This is a genomic window from Algoriphagus hitonicola, assembly GCF_900113375.1.
Classification (GTDB): domain Bacteria; phylum Bacteroidota; class Bacteroidia; order Cytophagales; family Cyclobacteriaceae; genus Algoriphagus; species Algoriphagus hitonicola.
The window spans coordinates 427,291-445,353 of the sequence record NZ_FOPC01000001.1 but is presented as its reverse complement, the minus strand read 5'-3'; the positions used below and the strand labels follow the sequence as shown (position 1 = coordinate 445,353).

At 43.8% G+C, this 18,063-nt stretch carries 12 protein-coding genes; all 12 read left to right on the top strand.

The features are described from left to right. Positions 1–5 precede the first annotated feature (5 nt). Positions 6–1,250: a murein hydrolase activator EnvC family protein gene (locus tag BM043_RS01995; RefSeq protein ID WP_092788558.1), complete on the top strand. Its 1,245-nt coding sequence runs from the start codon at positions 6–8 to the stop codon at positions 1,248–1,250. 112 nt (positions 1,251–1,362) lie between these two features. Continuing rightward, positions 1,363–1,560 carry a twin-arginine translocase TatA/TatE family subunit gene (tatA, locus tag BM043_RS01990; RefSeq protein ID WP_091649576.1) on the top strand — a complete coding sequence of 66 codons (198 nt, stop codon included), beginning with the start codon at positions 1,363–1,365 and terminating at the stop codon, positions 1,558–1,560. Positions 1,561–1,581: 21 nt separating this feature from the next. Beyond that, on the top strand, positions 1,582–3,009 hold the full coding sequence (gene gatA, locus BM043_RS01985) for an Asp-tRNA(Asn)/Glu-tRNA(Gln) amidotransferase subunit GatA (RefSeq protein WP_092788557.1): 1,428 nt from the start codon (positions 1,582–1,584) through the stop codon (positions 3,007–3,009). A 4-nt stretch (positions 3,010–3,013) separates the two neighbouring features. Next, positions 3,014–4,411: a LysM peptidoglycan-binding domain-containing protein gene (locus BM043_RS01980; RefSeq protein ID WP_092788556.1), complete on the top strand. Its 1,398-nt coding sequence runs from the start codon at positions 3,014–3,016 to the stop codon at positions 4,409–4,411. A gap of 141 nt (positions 4,412–4,552) precedes the next feature. Then, complete coding sequence (locus BM043_RS01975) at positions 4,553–5,650, top strand: DUF4837 family protein (RefSeq protein ID WP_092788555.1); 1,098 nt, start codon at positions 4,553–4,555, stop codon at positions 5,648–5,650. A 22-nt stretch (positions 5,651–5,672) separates the two neighbouring features. Next, positions 5,673–7,943, top strand: a complete 2,271-nt coding sequence (locus tag BM043_RS01970) for an NADP-dependent malic enzyme (protein ID WP_092788554.1) — start codon at positions 5,673–5,675, stop codon at positions 7,941–7,943. Further along, positions 7,940–8,536: a Holliday junction branch migration protein RuvA gene (gene ruvA / locus BM043_RS01965; protein ID WP_092788553.1), complete on the top strand. Its 597-nt coding sequence runs from the start codon at positions 7,940–7,942 to the stop codon at positions 8,534–8,536. The genes BM043_RS01970 and ruvA overlap by 4 nt, the downstream gene beginning before the upstream one ends. A 207-nt stretch (positions 8,537–8,743) precedes the next feature. Then, entirely contained in the window at positions 8,744–15,679 is a 6,936-nt protein-coding gene (gene sov / locus BM043_RS01960) for a T9SS outer membrane translocon Sov/SprA (protein WP_245752891.1), read from the top strand. 57 nt (positions 15,680–15,736) lie between these two features. Further along, positions 15,737–16,117: a glycine cleavage system protein GcvH gene (gcvH, locus tag BM043_RS01955; protein WP_092788552.1), complete on the top strand. Its 381-nt coding sequence runs from the start codon at positions 15,737–15,739 to the stop codon at positions 16,115–16,117. Between the two features lie 8 nt (positions 16,118–16,125). Then, positions 16,126–16,494, top strand: a complete 369-nt coding sequence (locus BM043_RS01950) for a VanZ family protein (protein WP_143071019.1) — start codon at positions 16,126–16,128, stop codon at positions 16,492–16,494. A gap of 66 nt (positions 16,495–16,560) precedes the next feature. Next, positions 16,561–17,229, top strand: coding sequence for an energy transducer TonB (locus tag BM043_RS01945; protein WP_092788550.1), 669 nt, complete (start codon positions 16,561–16,563; stop codon positions 17,227–17,229). 147 nt (positions 17,230–17,376) lie between these two features. Continuing rightward, positions 17,377–18,051 carry an energy transducer TonB gene (locus BM043_RS01940; RefSeq protein WP_092788549.1) on the top strand — a complete coding sequence of 225 codons (675 nt, stop codon included), beginning with the start codon at positions 17,377–17,379 and terminating at the stop codon, positions 18,049–18,051. Positions 18,052–18,063: the final 12 nt, after the last annotated feature.

Sequence of the window (18,063 nt, the reverse complement as noted above, 5' to 3'; positions counted from 1 at the left end):
CAAGCATGCGTCAACTACTCTTATTTTCAGGCTTGCTTTGGATGCTGATAAGCTGGTCAGTGACGGATTCTTTTTCGCAGACCAAAAAGAGTCGGGAAGAATTAGAAAGAGAAAAAGCAGAAGTCCAGGCCCGACTTCGGGAATTTGACGCGATTCTCAAAAAAACTACGGCTACCAAAAGAACCACCATCGGCGAACTGAATGCCATTACGCGGCAGTTTCAAACCCAAAACCGTCTAGTCAATACCCTAGACCGGGAAGTGCGCCTAATCGATCAGGAAATCAATGAGACTGAATCCAAAATAAAGAAGATGGAGCAGGAACTCATCGATTTGAAAGCGGAGTATTCGCGGATGATATACAATACTTCCAAACTCAACCGAAGTATTTCTATCGTCGCTTTTGTATTCAGTTCGAGCACCTTCAATCAGCTCTACATGCGCCTGAAATACCTCAAGCAATATACCGACAGTCGAAAACAACAGGCCGCACAGATCGAGGAAGTCACTCTTCAATTGGCTGAGGAACGCATACAGCTGGATTCTCGAAAAGACGAAAAAGTGAAAGTCTTGGCTGAGGCTCAGGAGGAACGAAGAAAACTTGAACGCCTCCGAAGTGAGCAGCAGGGAATGGTGAAAAATCTTACCAAGAGAGAGACTGAAATCAAGCGAAAAATCACGGCTACCAAAAAACAACAAGCCCAGCTCGAATCACTCATCAGACAGGTAATCGAAGAGGAAATCCGATTGGCAGAGGCTGCCGCCAAAAAAGACAACAGTACGGCTACCAAATCCGCGGGAAGTTCCATGCCCATGACGCCTGAGGTTGCCGCATTGTCCAGTTCATTTGCTGGAAACCGTGGTAAACTCCCCTGGCCAGTGGAAACCGGTTTTGTCACGGAGGTTTACGGAGATAATCCCCACCCTACCCTGAGAGGCATCAGCGTGCCCAATGACGGGATAAATATCAGAACCCAACCGAATGCCAGCGTGCGATCGGTCTTTGACGGGACGGTCACCAAGGTCGCTACCATGCCCGGCTATGGAGAGACGGTCATCATCAAACACGGAGAATATTATACCTTATACAGCAAGCTAAAAACCATTACTGTAAAAACCGGTCAGACAGTTAAGGCAAAAGACGTAATTGGGCAGGTAGCAGTCGATGTCAACGGGGAATCAGAGGTACATTTCCAAACCTGGAAAGGTCTCCAAAAAATGAATCCTTCAACATGGATTGCACCCAAGTAGGCTAATATTTCGTATATTTAAGAAAAAGATTCATACTAGAGCTTCGCTTCTTTGTGTAAGCGAAGGACAGTTATATCTTTGTGACCACATTTACCCTAAAACAAAAGTAATTATGACAACATTGGGTTTTATTCAAAATATGGGCGGAGGCTCGATCATTCTGATCATCCTAGTCATCCTCCTTTTATTTGGTGCTAAACGAATCCCTGAACTCGCAAGGGGACTAGGTCGAGGAATCAGAGAATTCAAAGACGCGACCAAAGACATTCAAAACGACCTCGAAGAAGGATTGAAAGACAAGAAAAAGTAATCCTCATAAAGGCTAACCGCTTTGGAAAAATTTATTTCGTTCGAGGAAATTAAAAAATCACTCGAGAAAAAACAGACTACCTGTCAAGCTATAGTTAGTCATTATCTCAATAACATTCAAACGAAGGCGCATCTCAACGCCTTCGTTGAAGTTTATGGGCAGTCCGCTTTGAAGCAGGCCGAGGAGATTGACGAAAAATTAGCCAACGGAAATGCCGGAAAACTGGCAGGCATGGTCATCGGAATAAAAGATGTGCTATGCTACCAAGGCCATGAATCCAATGCCTCCTCAAAAATTTTAAAAGGCTACGAAGCCCAATTCACTGCCACTGCTGTTCAGCGATTGATCGATCAGGATGCTATTATCATCGGTCGGTTAAACTGCGATGAATTTGGAATGGGAAGCTCCAATGAGAATTCCGCTCACGGCAAAGTACTCAATGCCTTAGATGAAGACCGTGTCCCGGGAGGTTCTTCGGGGGGATCAGCGGTGGCCGTTCAGGCCAATCTTTGCACAGCTTCTTTGGGCACAGATACCGGAGGATCAGTCCGACAGCCTGCCGCGTTTACAGGAGTAATCGGAATGAAACCCACCTACTCTCGGGTTTCGCGATGGGGATTGATTGCCTACGCTTCCTCTTTTGATACAATTGGTATTTTTTCACGTACGGTCAAAGACAACGCCCTAATCATGGAAACCATAGCCGGACATGATGAATTTGACAGTACTTCTTCTCGAAAGCCCATTCTTTCCTACAGTCAGCTGCTTCATTTTGAGAAAAAAACCAAAGTCGCTTATTTAAAAGAAACGTTGGAATCTCATGCTTTGCAGCCGGAGATTAGAGAAAACACGTTCGCTATTTTAGATAAATTAAAAGAAGAAGGACACGAGGTCGAGGAAGTAAGTTTCCCGATGCTGGAATACATTCTTCCTACTTATTACATCCTGACCACGGCTGAGGCAAGTTCCAATCTTTCGCGATTTGACGGAGCCAAATACGGCTATCGTAGTCCGAATGCTCACAATCTGGAAAGTATGTATAAATTGACCCGATCCGAAGGCTTTGGCGAAGAGGTAAAGCGACGCATCATGCTGGGAACATTTGTGCTTTCTGCGAGCTATTACGACGCATATTTCACGAAGGCGCAAAAAGTCAGAAGAATGATAAAAGACTTTACGGAGGATCTTTTATCAGATTTTGATTATATTATCATGCCGACTACGCCAACTTCAGCGTTTAGATTTGGAGAGCATAGGGATGACCCTGTAGCGATGTATCTTGAGGATCTGTTTACTGTACAAGCTTCCGTATCCGGAGTTCCGGCCATTTCGATCCCTAATGGAAAAGACAAGAATGGCATGCCTATTGGGCTTCAGATTATGAGCAATTCGTTTAAAGAAGCGGAACTTTATGCATTTAGCAATTACCTAAAAGACCTAACCCCTTGAAACTATGAAAAAAACTTTGCGCAGCTTATTTACAGTATTCAGCCTGACTGGCTTACTTGTCCTGCCCAAAGCTTTTGCTCAAGTAGAAGAAACTCTTGAAGCACCTTCGCTTTTTTCTGAGGAGGAAGTTCAACCCAATTACCATTACGAATACATCCCCGATTTCACCTATGCTGAAGTCGAGAAACGGATTCAGGAAATGGATACCGAAATGCCTTTTGAATTAAATGACCGAATTTTTTCATTTATTCAGTATTTCACGGTCAGAAACAGAGATTACACCAAAATGGTCTTGGCCAGAAAAGATCACTTTTTTGGCATGTTTGACGAAACCCTCCGAAAACATGAAATGCCCGAAGAGATCAAATACCTTTCGATTATTGAATCTGGATTGGATCCACAGATTCGCTCAAGAGTAGGTGCGATGGGGCTTTGGCAGTTTATGCCTGCCACCGGAAGAATGTACGGCATGAATGTCAATCCAGAAGTAGATGATCGGATGGACCCGGAAATGTCCACCGATGCAGCTGCCAAGTATTTGAAATCCCTTTACCGCATGTTTGGGGATTGGGAAGTGGCTATGGCTGCCTACAACTGCGGGCCGGGAAATGTGCGAAAAGCGATCCGTAGATCTGGTGGAAAAAAGACTTTCTGGGAAATCTATAATTACCTGCCCCGTGAGACGCGTAGCTACGTGCCTCAAGTACAAGCGATGCTCTACATACTCAATCATCTTGATGAGCATAATTTTCACCCGGAAGATCCTACCTATTCTTTGGCTTATGAAAAGATCCGATTTGATCAAGCCATGAGTCTGGACAAGCTTGCGGAGCTGACAAACCTTTGCGTCAGTGACTTGGAACAGCTAAATCCATCAGTAAAAAACCGAAGAATACCAGAAGCAAACCGAAGTATGGCTGTTCGGATTCCTAAGGCCAAAATGCCTTTCGTAAAAGAAAATCTAGCTTGGATTAGTGATTCTCTGGGAAATGCCCCGCTTTCTTTTTTAGCTTCTGATAAGGTACAGGTTCAACCGGTCGAAAGCCTAGCTCAAGAGATCCAGCGAAACGGTATCAGCTATCGCGTAAGATCCGGGGATGTACTTGGTCGAATCGCCGGAAATCACGGAGTCTCCGTCGCTCAACTCAAGGCTTGGAATGGTCTGAGCTCAAATTTGATTCGAGTTGGACAGAAATTAACGATTTATTCATCAAACGCCGCGGCTTCGGTAGCTCAGGTGCAGACAAATTCGAATGGACAAAAACTCTACACCGTCAGACCGGGAGACTCGCTTTGGATTATTTCAAAAAGACATGCCGGATTAACCGTCGAGCAAATCAAAAGACTAAATAATCTGAACACTAATAATATCAAACCCGGTCAAAAACTGATCATCGGATAGGTTACTATTTGAAAACTGGCTCCTAAAAACAGATAATCTGTTAATTTTTTTTAACAAACGCCAAAAGAGATCGAGGAAACAAGGTTTGCGCGGGGAAAGTATTTATTTTGTATGCACCCAAAGAATCAAACCAACATTCGAATGAAAACCATTTTCCGGATCTTTTCTGTAATACTGATCGCATCACTCTGGATTGCTTGTGATTCAGATGGCAGTAACTCCAACAGCTCCAAACCAAAAGCCCGAGGGTCCATCGGCGAAATTATTTTAGTCATGGATTCTGCAAAATATGCAGGACCTGTGGGAGAGGCGATTCGGGATATTTTCGAATCCGACCTTCCGGGAATGATTCGATCCGAAGCCAAATTCAAAGTCAATCGCGTGGACCCGCGTGCCATGACCCGAATGCTCCGCATGTCTACCAACCTGATCTATGTCACCACCTTCGATGATCGCGGAGCTGCCAGTCAGGTGATCAATGCCCAATTTTCGAAAGAATCCAAAGAAAAAGCCCTGAATGATCCAAACCTCTATTCCCTTCGCGTCGAGGATGAATATGCAGTGGGACAAGAAGTCCTGTACCTCTTCGGGAATACCGAGCAGCAGCTGATCGAAAACTTGGAGAAAAACGGAGACCGACTGGAGAATCTATTTGAGATTCGGGAAAGAGGCCGGTTGGAAAAGGCAATTTTGGCAAGGAAAAATACCGCTGCCAATGCAGAAGCCAAAGATAACCTAGGCATAGAAATTAATGTACCTGCCTCTTATCAGGTTGCGAAGTCCGAACCGGGATTCTTGTGGGTTCGCCAGCCTACTCCCACTGGAAACCGTGCAGATATCAGCTTGTTTTTTCACGTGGAAGATTATGTCTCCGAAGAGCAAACTTTTCCTGAGAACATCCTGACTCTGAGGGACTCAATCACCAGGCAACACATCTTTGGGGATCCCGAAGACCCTACCTCTTATGTAGTAACTGAAAAACAAATCGTCCCTGCTTTCCAAAACATGGTGATAAATGATAATTTTACTACCGAAATCAGGGCTTCTTGGAAAACCAACAACATCAGCATGGGCGGATCCTATCTCGGATACCTCATGGTGGATAAGGAAAAAGGGAAACTTTATTACATCGAAGGATTTGTGTATTACCCGAATGAAGTTCATCGGGACGCACTTCGGGAGATAGAGACTATTTTACTTAAAACAGATGTAAGCTGGACACCAGAAACGGGAGCCTAAAACCCAAATAATTCAGCTTTTTATGGCAATTAAAATTCGAAAGGAAGACGCACTCAATTATCACACTCAAGGCTCTCCGGGAAAAATTGAAGTAGTTCCCACCAAACCCTTATCCAGTCAGATGGATCTTGCGCTAGCCTATTCCCCTGGAGTGGCTGAACCCTGCAAGGAAATTGCAGCAGATATCGAAAACGTATATAAATACACGGCCAAGGGAAACCTCGTGGCGGTCATTTCTAACGGAACAGCAGTTTTGGGCCTCGGAGATATCGGACCTGATGCCTCCAAACCAGTGATGGAAGGAAAAGGTGTCTTGTTCAAAAAATTTGCGGGCATAGATGTTTTTGATATCGAAATCAACGAAAAGGATCCCAAAAAACTTATTCAGATTATTAAATCTCTCGAGCCAACTTTTGGCGGGGTAAATCTTGAAGACATCAAAGCGCCAGAATGCTTTGAGATCGAGCAGACTTTAAAGCGGGAGATGAACATTCCCGTCATGCACGATGATCAGCACGGGACTGCGATTATTTCCGGTGCAGCACTTCTCAATGCGCTGGAAATCGTCGAAAAGGATATTACCGAGATCAAACTAGTCGTAAATGGTGCCGGCGCATCTGCGGTATCTTGTACTCGATTTTATATGTCTCTTGGTGTCAAGCGCGAAAATTTGATCATGTGCGATAAAGAAGGTGTGATCAGAAAAGACCGGGAAAACCTTGATGACATCAAAGCGGAATTTGCTACAGATAGAGATATTCTCACACTTAGTGATGCGCTCAAGGACGCAGATGTGTTTTTAGGACTTTCTGCTGGAAATATCGTCTCCCAGGATCAAATCGTATTGATGGCGCCAAACCCAATTGTTTTTGCGCTCGCCAATCCTGATCCCGAAATTCCCTATGATTTAGCCATTGCTGCCCGAAAGGATGTCATTATGGCCACAGGAAGATCCGATCACCCTAATCAGGTTAATAATGTGTTGGGTTTCCCTTATATTTTTAGAGGGGCTTTGGACGTACGGGCCACAGCAATCAACGAAACCATGAAACTGGCAGCTGCAAAAGCCATTGCTAAGCTTGCAAAAGAGCCGGTTCCGGATATAGTCAATAAGGCCTACGGTGAAAGTAAGTTGGGTTTTGGCAGAATGTATTTGATTCCAAAACCACTCGATCCACGGCTTATCACGACCATAGCTCCGGCCGTGGCCAAGGCAGCTATGGATTCTGGTGTAGCCAAACATCCCATCCAGGACTGGGATGCGTACGAACTCGAATTACAGGAACGAATCGGTATCGATCAGCGATTGATGTCGGTAGTCATCGCCCGGGCGAAAAAGGATCCAAAGCGAGTGGTATTTGGTGAAGCTGATAATCGAAAAATCCTCAAGGCCGCTCAGATCATTCGGGATGAAAAAATCGCCAATCCGATTTTGTTGGGAAATCGGGAAAAAATCCTCCATCTCATCGAAGAAAATTCGCTCGACCTGCAGCATGTCACCATTATCGATCCGCTGGAGGAAAAAGATAAAACCAATCAGTTTGCCGAAATCCTCTATAAGAAGCGACAGCGAAAAGGAATGACACTTGCCGACGCCAGCAGACTTGTAACTCAGCGAAATTACTTCGGAGCCATGATGGTCGAAACCGGCTATGCTGATGCTTTTATTTCAGGATTGACTAGGGATTATCCCAAAACCATTCTGCCTTCTCTGCACACCATCGGAGTCAAACCTGGCACCAACCGTGTCGCAGGAATGTACATCATGAACACTGACAAAGGTCCATTTTTCTTTGCCGATGCGACGGTCAATCTCAATCCAACCGCTGAAGAATTGGTCGAAATCATTGGCCTGACAGCGGATGCAGTTAAGTTTTTCAATATCGAACCACGAATCGCTGTTCTTTCCTATTCCAACTTTGGATCGGCAAAAGGAGACATTGCCTCCAAAACTGCAAAAGCCACAGAAATGGCTAAAGCCAAATATCCAGATCTGATTATCGAAGGGGAAATGCAGGCAAACGTTGCCTTGAATGAAGAGATTCAGCGAGAAATGTATCCCTTCTCCAAATTGGTCAATAAGCGGGCAAATACCTTGATTTTCCCAGATCTAAGCTCTGGAAACATCGCCTACAAACTCATGGCTGAATTGGGAAATGCTGAAGCAATTGGTCCTATTCTTTTAGGGATGAACAAGCCCGTGCATATTCTTCAGCTGGGAAGTTCGATCCGAGAGATTGTCAATATGGTTGCGATCGCAGTCGTAGATGCCCAGACCGCCTCTGCCTCATGATCGCCTATCTACAAGGCAAGCTGGTATTCAAAGATCCTACTTATGTGATCATTGATGTCGGCGGAATAGGATATCAGGTCAAAATATCCCTTCAAACTTACAGTAAAATCAAGGATGAGGAGCAAATCAGGCTCCTCACCTTTCTGCATATCAAAGAGGACGCGCACACCCTTTACGGCTTTAAGGACGAAGAGGAAAAGCGGCTTTTTTTATTGTTGATTTCTATCAATGGAGTGGGGCCAAACACCGGTTTGATGATTCTTTCTTCACTAAGCACCGCAGAGATAGAGCAGGCAATTTTGGACGGGGATGTCGCTACTATTCAGCATGTCAAGGGGATAGGTGCCAAAACTGCACAACGCATCATTTTAGAGCTGAAAGACAAAGTGGGGAAATCGGGTTCTGAAAGTAGCCCAACACAGCTTGGGTTTTTGAAATCAAGCAATAAAATCCGTGAAGAAGCGTTACAAGCGCTAATTACTTTAGGATTTCCCAAAGCCGCGGCTGAGAAAAATATTGCACAGGTGCTGAAAAAAACCAATGGAGAAATTTCTTTAGAAGATTTAATTAAAGCATCTTTAAAGACACCATAATTAACAATTGGATTGGACTTCCGGAAGATACTGACTTTTTGCAGGAGAAGGTTCCGAGGCAGTTGGCCAGCTGGTCTCATCCTGTTTGGTTTAATTCTTAGCTACCAAACTGCCCAATCTCAGCAAACAGCCACTGACACCACGCAAACCCGACTCGACACCTTAAATCAGCGGCGTTTATCCCGCTCATTTTTGCTATGGCAAAATTTGAGAACCAATCCGCTCTTCCCCTTCACCAACCCTTTTTTAAAACCTCAGTCTCCCTTTACTCCCAATCCCTCGATTTCCCAATCCATAGAAGTAAAAATCGATTCTACCCTTAAATACAGTGTCTTCGATCAACTGGATACGACCCGGATGGGAAATGAACAGGAATACGATTTTGAGCAATTTTCAAGAATTAAGGAATACAAGATCAGGCAGGATTATTGGAGAAATCGCGCTCGAGGCGGTGATGGCGAAAGTGCCGTTGAGGGACGGGGATTAATTCCCCCATTGACTGTCAGCCCCCAGTTTGATCGGATTTTTGGCGGAAGCGAGATAAATATTGAACCCACAGGATATGTTAACCTCGATTTTGGAGCCATTTTCAGAAGAATAGATAATCCCACCTTACCCATTAGACAGCAAAGAAACGGGGGATTCAATTTTGATCAGCAAATCCAAATGGCCGTCAATGGTACTTTGGGTGAGAAAATGAAAATCGGAGCCAATTTCGACTCCAACAATTCCTTTGATTTTCAAAATCAGCTCAAACTTGAGTTTAATGGTTTTGAAGAAGACATCATCAAATCGGTCGAAATCGGTAATGTCTCCATGCCCGTACAAAATCGATTGATTCAGGGTGCACAGAATTTATTTGGGGTCAAAACCCAAATGCAATTTGGTAAACTTGGCGTCACAGCGGTAGCTTCTACTCAACGTGGCCGGAGGGACAATCTGGTCATCGATGCGAATGGACAAGGCAGGAGTTTTGATATTCAAGCTTCAAAATACGATGAAAATCGGCATTTCTTTCTTTCCCATTTTTTCAGAGAAAATTACGAACGTTGGTTGCGAGGACTGCCTCAGGTTTTATCCGGAGTAAATATCACCCGAATAGAGGTTTACATCATGAATCGGGCTGCCAATACCGAGACACTCAGAAACTTTGCCGCTTTTATGGATTTGGGGGAAGGCCGAGTTTTACTCAATCCTGATAATCCTAATATCGGTCCTGGAAACCCCAATGATCCGGCAAGCAATACTGCCAACAGCCTGTTTCAAAACATCACAGGAAATCCATCTTTCAGGCCTTTCGATACGGGATCCAGATCCATGGAAGATGCGCTTGGTATCCGAAAAGGCGTGGATTTTGAACAAATCAATGGTGCAAGAAAACTGGATGAAACCGAGTTCTTTTTCAACAAACAACTGGGATTTCTTTCGCTTTTCCGTCGACTTCAGAATGACGAAGTCTTGGCAGTGTCCTATGAATATACCTACAATGGTCAGGTGTATAAAGTCGGTGAATTGACGGAAGATTATCAAAACCGGCAAGAAGATGAGTTGATTTTCCTTAAACTACTCCGACCTGCCCGAATCAGTACACAAGTGCCAACTTGGGACTTGATGATGAAAAACGTCTACAGCCTCAATGCATCTCAGATATTGAGGGACGGTTTTCAGCTTCAGGTAATCTATCGGGACGACCGTACTGGACTGGATAATCCCTCCCTTCTCGAAGGAGAAAATGTAAAAGATGTTCCTTTAATCCGATTAACCGGACTCGATAATCTCAATCCGCAAAATGACCCAGCCCCGGATGGGAATTTTGACTTTGTAGAAGGAATCACGATGATTTCCAATCGAGGTCTGTTGATTTTCCCGGTGTTGGAGCCATTTGGATCAAATTTGGAGCGGAGATTTTTGCCGACGGAGGAAGTTCTCAGGGAAAAATATGTGTACGATACCCTTTATGAAACCACTCAGGCAGATGCAGAACTAGTCACTCGCCTCAATAAGTTTTTTATCAAAGGCCGACTTACTGCCGGATCAGCCAGTGAAATCCAATTGCCCGGATTGAATATTTCTCCAGGGTCGGTGATTGTACAAGCGGGGAATATTCCCCTGACCGAAGGGGTAGACTACACGATCGATTATAATGTAGGTCGATTGGTAATTATTAATGATGCCATACTTCAATCCGGCAAACAAATTAATGTCAGTTTTGAAAAAGCTGACTTGGTTTCTTTTCAGACACGGAGTTTGCTGGGAACCCGTCTGGATTACCTTTTCAATGAAAATTTCAATATCGGAGGTACATTTTTGTATTTGAATGAGCGTCCCAATGTCACCCGTATCGCCACGGGCAATGAAACGCTACGCAACAGTCTATGGGGCTTGGATGCCAATTTCAGCGATGAATCCCGACTATTGACTCGACTGGCTGATGCGTTGCCATTTACTGATACCAAAGAGCCGTCTCAAGTCACCATCAGTGGGGAATTTGCCCATCTTATTCCAGGTACATCCAATCGGGTCAATGGAGAACAAGCATCATATATAGATGATTTTGAAGCAGCCATCACGCCCTTCAATCTGGGTGGGGCAGCCAATCAAAACTGGAAGCTGGCCTCGACTCCCCAAACTGAAGACAATCGCTTTGACCTGAGTTTTCAGACTGAAGACAATCTAGGAACCACTTACCGTAGAGCTCGATTAGCCTGGTACAATATTGATAATATTTTTTACCGTGAAAACGGTCCAGGAGTACCACCAAATATCAGCAGAGAGGATAGGAGAAATCATTATGTAAGACGAGTCATCCCTCAGGAAATTTTCCCAAATCAGGACCGAGAAGTGATTATTACTCCTCAGCCACTTTTCGAAATGGCCTTTTTCCCCAGTGAGCGGGGAATGTATAATTACAATCCCAACTTGACTGCAGAAGGATTACTTCCTAATCCCGAAGAAAATTATGGAGGGGTAACCCGAGCGATCACTACTGAGGTGGATTTTGACCGGACGAATATTGAATACATCGAATTTTGGCTTTTGGATCCCTTTATTGAAGGGGAAAACGGTCGGGTATTAGATGGGATTTTCAATGAAAACAATACTACCGGGGGTAAGCTCTTTTTCAACCTTGGAGATATTTCTGAGGATGTCATGAAGGATGGTAGCCATGCTTTCGAAAATGGACTTCCCGAAGATGGAGATCCTTCGGAAACCCGGAGCAATGAGTGGGGAAGAATCACAAGAGAGCAGTTTTTGATTCCGGCTTTTGACAATTCGGAATCCGCCCGTGAAAATCAAGATGTAGGATTAGATGGCTTGAAAAATGAGGAAGAAGTTGATTTTTTTCAGGATCGATTTATCGATCGACTCAATGTCAATCAGCAAGTTAGAAATCAAATTTTGCAGGATGTTTCGGGAGATCAATTCCAGTATTATCTGGATGAAGAGTTTGATCAAAATGATGTCAAAATTCTAGAGCGCTATAAAAAGTTCAACGGAATGGAAGGGAACTCTCCGGTCACCTCTGACCAAAACCTTCCCTATACCCCATCCGGCACCAACAATCCCGACAATGAGGATCTCAATACGGACAATACCATAAATGAGCTAGAAAACTACTACGAATACGAAATCGACCTTCGTCCAGAAACTATGGAAGTGGGGCAAAACTACATCGTGGATAAAGTCACCCACAATGAAGCGGGAGAAAATGTAGATTGGTATCTTTTCCGAATTCCTGTTCGTCAGCCTGACCGGACTCAAGGGGATATCACGGGATTCAAATCCATCCGATGGATGCGGACTTATTTGACTGATTTTGAGCAGCCTGTTGTCATGCGGATGGCAAATTTCAGATTAGTGGGAAGTCAATGGCGGGTTTTTCAGGAGTCCTTGTATGAGCGTGGATTTTTTGAAATTCCGGAACCAGATGTATCCAATGTCGTCGTAGACGTAGTGGGTATCGAGGAAAATTCTCAGGGTAGTGATACCCAAAGCCCTTATGTTTTACCTCCTGGAATCATCCGGGATCGGGACAATACCTCCACGGTTGAGCGGAGATTAAACGAGCAATCTCTGAGGATTTGTGTAGAGGATTTGGCTTCTAGGGATGCCCGAGCTGTATTCAAAAATATCCAACAAGATTTGGTGCAGTTTGAGCGGATCAAGATGTTTTTCCATGCTGATAGTGAAGATGCTCAGGATGGAGAATTGACTGCATTCTTACGGTTGGGCACGGATTATACTGACAATTATTACGAAATCGAAGTTCCCTTGATCATCACTCCAAAAGGCACCCGAGATCCCAGACAAATCTGGCCTTTGGAAAATGAAATAGACATCGCCATCCAAGAAATCGTCGATGTAAAAATCGAACGGGATAATCAGCGAATTCCCCTAAACCTCCCCTATTCTAAGCAAGTCAGGCAATATAAAGTTACTGTGGTCGGCCGACCTGAACTCAATCAGACTCAAGGTAGTATGATCGGAGTCAGGAATCCAGGGACAGGAGCCGGGGGCAGTAAAAGTGTCTGTATTTGGGCAAATGAACTTCGGGTAACCGGAGCCACCAAATCCAATGGCTGGGCAGCCAACGCCTACATGAATGCCAAAATCGCAGATGTAGCGGTCGTTTCAGCATCGATCCGACACAATTCGATTGGGTTTGGTGGACTGGAAACCCGTCTTTCCCAGCGGGCTAGACAAGCCACTACCCAGTATGATATTTCCACCAACGTGGATGTTCACAAGCTTTTGCCTGAGCAATTGGGAATTACCATCCCCATGTATTTCAGCATCGAAAATGCCTCGACGAGACCAGAGTTTGATCCGCTAAATCCGGACGTTCCCTTTGAGCTGGCGCTGGGCAAATTTGAAACAGATACCGAGCGGGAAGCCTATCGGGAAATTGCCTTGGACCAGCAGAAACGAAAAAACGTTAGTTTTAATAATATCCGGAAAATAAAAGCCAATCCAGAAGCACCGAGTCGAATTTACGATTTGAGTAATTTTTCATTCAGCTATTCGGTGGGAACGGTGACCCAAACCAATGCCCAAATTCAAAACTACGAGTTCAAAACAAACCGGGGAAATATCACCTATTCTTTTAATCCAAAGCCATTAACTATTGAGCCATTCAAAAACTTCGAATGGTTAAGTTCGCCCAATCTGAAACTGATCAAGGATTTCAATCTCAATCTTTCCCCCACTCTTATGTTGGCAAGATTGGATGTGGACCGCAGATTTCTCCGATCACAATATCGAAATGACCAGCTCACTTCCACCGGAGTGGATCCATTATTTCAAAAGTCATTTTTCATGAATCGCTTTTACACTTTGAACTGGGATTTGACCCAAAACCTCCGGGCGGATTATTCAGCTTCGGTGATGGCTGTGATCGATGAGCCGCAAGGCGATTTGGATACCGAAGCAAAACAGGATTCGGTGAGAACCAACTTCTGGAATTTTGGACGAAGGACGAATTACAATCATATTTTGGATGTAAACTATACCATTCCACTGGACAAAGTAAAACTCTTGGACTGGATTCAGTCTGACTACCGGTACAATGCCACCTATACCTGGATGACCGGTGCTATTGGTCAACGGGATACGCTGGGAAATACCATTCAGAATACGAGAGAACAAACCCTGACTGGGAAATTTGACCTGCTGCGACTGTATGCCAAAAGCAAAAAACTGGATGCGTTAAATGCTCCAAAAAGACCCAGCATACCAGGCAGGCAAAATATCACAGCGGAAGACACGATCGGTACGCCTTTTAGCAATAAGCTGTTGAAATTCCTTATGATGGTGAAGGAAGTCACCTACAATTATACCTTAATCGAAGGAACCTATTTGCCGGGATATATGCCCAATACGGGACTTTTGGGCATGGACAGGGAGTTTTCCAATCCTGGGCTGGCCTTTTTGTTTGGAAGTCAAAATCCACAAATTCGAAATGAACTGGCTTTGCGTGGAGAGATTGCACCAAGTGCCGAACTTACTCAGCCTTTCCTTCAAAACCGGTCTTTCAATCTCCGTTTAGGGGCATTAGTAGAGCCCTTTCAGGATTTTAGAATAACCTTAAATGCCACCCGAAGAGAAAGTGGGGATTATCAGGAAATATTCAGAAACTCCATGGATAATCCTGGAGAATATGTTTCCATAAGTCCCAATAGAATTGGATCCTATTCGATCACCACGATGATGCTGGGCACCAGTTTTTCGAGAGATGATTTTCAAAACAACTCTCCTGCTTTTACGGAATTTGAAAACAATCGAAACATCATCAAGTCCAGGTTGGATGCTCTCAATTCGGGAGGAGAATACAGCATCAATGGGCAGGATGTATTGATCCCCGCGTTTTTGGCAGCATATCGGGGTAAAAATGCGGCGGAGTTTAATCTCAATCCTTTCCCCAAAACCCCTCTTCCCAACTGGCGAATTGATTACCGAGGGCTTTCCCGATTGAAAGGGCTCAGTGATATTTTCTCCAGTATCAATATCACCCATGCCTACACATCGACCTATGATGTGAGTAATTTCTCCAATTCCCTCCAATATCAGCAGGGGCTAGAATTATTTAATAGACTTCAAGATATTCCTCTCGCGGATCGAACTACCACCGAAGGACAATATATTCCGATATTTGTACTCAATCAGGTAGTATTATCAGAGCGTTTTGCTCCCTTGATAGGATTGGATTTATTGACAAAGGATCGGTTCAGCATCGCAGTGAATTATAATAAAGAGCGTGCTTTGGGTTTGAATTTTTCCAATTCCCAAGTCACCGAACAGCGGACTACGGACTTTGGAGTCAATCTGGCCTATACCAAAGCTGGAATGAAAATACCCTTTAAAATTCAGGGAAGAGAAACAGTCCTAAAAAATGATGTGCAAATGCGACTGGATTTGAAAATTGGAGATACGCAGCAAGTTCAGCGAAAAATCGAGGAGGAAAGTACAGTGACTAATGGAAACCTCAATATTCAATTCCGACCAACTATTGGATATATCATCAATCAAAATCTGGAACTGACGATTTATTTTGACCGAACGATCAATGATCCCCGGGTCACTACAGCATATAAGCGTGCCACCACATCATTTGGAGGACAATTACGATTTAATTTATCTCAATAGATTTTTTAAAGTGTCGAATCATCTTATTTTTGATCCCGATTATAAAATCTTTCTAAAATGAATTTTCCTCAGGAATTAAAGTACACCAAAGATCACGAATGGGTTAAGATCGACGGCGATGTCGCAACCATTGGAATCACCGAATTTGCTCAATCTGAGTTGGGAGACATCGTCTACGTCGAGGTAGAAACCGTAGGTGAAACCATCGAAGCCGGAGAAGTTTTTGGTACGGTCGAAGCCGTAAAAACCGTATCTGATCTATTTATGCCACTCACAGGCGAAGTCCTTGAGTTTAACGATGAGCTGGAAGGTTCTCCAGAGCTAGTCAATGAATCTCCCTACGAATCAGGATGGATGGTCAAGGTGAAAATCACCGGAGATCTTCCTGAAGATTTGTTGAGTGCGGATGAATACACCGAGCTCGTCGGAAAAGATTAATCTTAACCTTGCGTCTCACTGCCAGTATCCTATGGCTGATCCTATTGGGTTTTGCTATGCTTACGCCGGGGGATCGATTTCCAGAGGTTAATGCCTTCGATTATCAGGACAAATTCATTCATCTCATTTGCTTTTTTCTTTTGGCCTACCTCTGGGCAGGCGTATTTAAGAAGCAACGTTTGAAAGATTGGAATCGATTAAACTGGGCTATCTTTATATTACTCGGGTTTTTACCAGGAGTTTTCTTTGAGACAGCGCAGCTATTTATTCGAAATCGATCCTTTGATGAATATGACCTGATTGTCAATTTATTAGGTGGAATTTTAGGAATATTAGCATATTTTAAGACTCCATCTATCCCTAGTCTCTTGCATTAATGCAGTAGATTACTTACAATTGTTAGTAAATAAGAATAAACTTAACCTGTATAAACCAAATTCGCCATGGAAGCAAAAAAGACTCCAAGCGCTGACTTAACCAAAAAGACAGGAATGTTCCTGAACTTGGGATTGGCAGTTGCTGTAGGTGCTACCCTTGCGGCCTTCGAATGGAAGTCTTTTGACGATGGATCTTTAAAGGATCTAGGTATGGTCAATGACAATTTCGAAGAACTGCTTGATATTCCTATTACTGAGCAACCACCGCCACCACCAGTTGAGCAGCCTATCATCCAAGAGATCCCAGATGAAGTAGAAATCGAAGAAAAAATCGATGTAAACTTTGACGTGGATGTGAAGGAAGAAACTGTCATCAAAGAAGTAGAAATTGCTGAAGCTCCAGTTGAGGAAAAAGCTGACGAAATCTTTGACGTGGTGGAAACTCAACCTACCCCTCCCGGTGGAATGAGCGGCTGGAATGAATACCTAAGAAAGAACCTTAAATATCCAACTCAAGCAAGAAGAATGGGTATCGAAGGAACTGTAATCGTGGTATTCGTTATCAACACGGATGGTTCGATTCAGGATGTGGACGTGTTGAGAGGTATCGGCGGAGGTTGCGATGAAGAAGCAATCAAAGTTGTACAAAATGCTCCTAAATGGGAACCTGGTAAACAACGAGGTCGTCCAGTTAGAACAAGAATGAGATTACCGATTCGATTTGCCTTGAGCTAATCAATCTTTGAAAATATGAAAGCCCGATTTTTTCGGGCTTTTTTTATGCCCATTCACAACTTTTAACCTAGTTAACAAATCTTAAAGGGCTCATTTTTAGCTTTTTATTTTATAGCTTTTCCATTGTTTTACTTAACCACAAAAACAATGGAAGCTAAAAAAAACCAAAAAGCAGATCTCAAAAACAAATCAAGTCTATTCTTAAATCTCGGGCTGACTTTCAGTGTAGGTTTAGTCTTGGTAGCTTTTGAATGGAAAAGTCCATACTCAGGACCACTGAAGGAGATTGGGACAAGTTCGGAAAATTGGGTAATTGAGGACATCCCATTGACTATTCAAACCCCGCCTCCCCCACCCCCTCCGGTAACTACTGTCGAAATCAAAGAAGTAGATAATGAAATCGAGTTGGATGACCTGGATTTGGATATCGACATTAATCCTTCCGATTCTGAAGAAATCCCTGAAGTAATCCTGAACGAGAATCCCCCTATAACAGAGACAGCTGATGAAGTCATGGACTTTACTGATGTCACAGCTACTTTTAAAGGGGGGATGAAAGCCTGGTATAACTATTTGAATAAAAACCTTCGATATCCAAGTCTTGCTAAGCGAATGGGAATCGAAGGAACCGTACTGGTGAGATTTGTGATCAATAAGGACGGGAGCGTGCAGGATGTGGAGGTTCTCCGGCCTCTTGGAGGTGGGTGTGATGAAGTGGCGATGGAGGTGATTAGCAACTCCCCGGATTGGATTCCCGGAAAATTAAAAGGACAAATCGTCAGATCCCGAATGGTGATGCCGATTAAGTTTAAGCTAAATTAGTTAAAGAGGCTG

What these genes read in the sequence shown, in the direction of transcription:
- gcvH (WP_092788552.1), top strand. Translation starts at nt 15,737, where the DNA reads ATGAATTTTCCTCAGGAATTAAAGTACACCAAAGATCACGAATGGGTT.
- BM043_RS01975 (WP_092788555.1), top strand. Translation starts at nt 4,553, where the DNA reads ATGAAAACCATTTTCCGGATCTTTTCTGTAATACTGATCGCATCACTC.
- BM043_RS01940 (WP_092788549.1), top strand. Translation starts at nt 17,377, where the DNA reads ATGGAAGCTAAAAAAAACCAAAAAGCAGATCTCAAAAACAAATCAAGT.
- BM043_RS01970 (WP_092788554.1), top strand. Translation starts at nt 5,673, where the DNA reads ATGGCAATTAAAATTCGAAAGGAAGACGCACTCAATTATCACACTCAA.
- BM043_RS01995 (WP_092788558.1), top strand. Translation starts at nt 6, where the DNA reads ATGCGTCAACTACTCTTATTTTCAGGCTTGCTTTGGATGCTGATAAGC.
- tatA (WP_091649576.1), top strand. Translation starts at nt 1,363, where the DNA reads ATGACAACATTGGGTTTTATTCAAAATATGGGCGGAGGCTCGATCATT.
- ruvA (WP_092788553.1), top strand. Translation starts at nt 7,940, where the DNA reads ATGATCGCCTATCTACAAGGCAAGCTGGTATTCAAAGATCCTACTTAT.
- BM043_RS01945 (WP_092788550.1), top strand. Translation starts at nt 16,561, where the DNA reads ATGGAAGCAAAAAAGACTCCAAGCGCTGACTTAACCAAAAAGACAGGA.
- BM043_RS01980 (WP_092788556.1), top strand. Translation starts at nt 3,014, where the DNA reads ATGAAAAAAACTTTGCGCAGCTTATTTACAGTATTCAGCCTGACTGGC.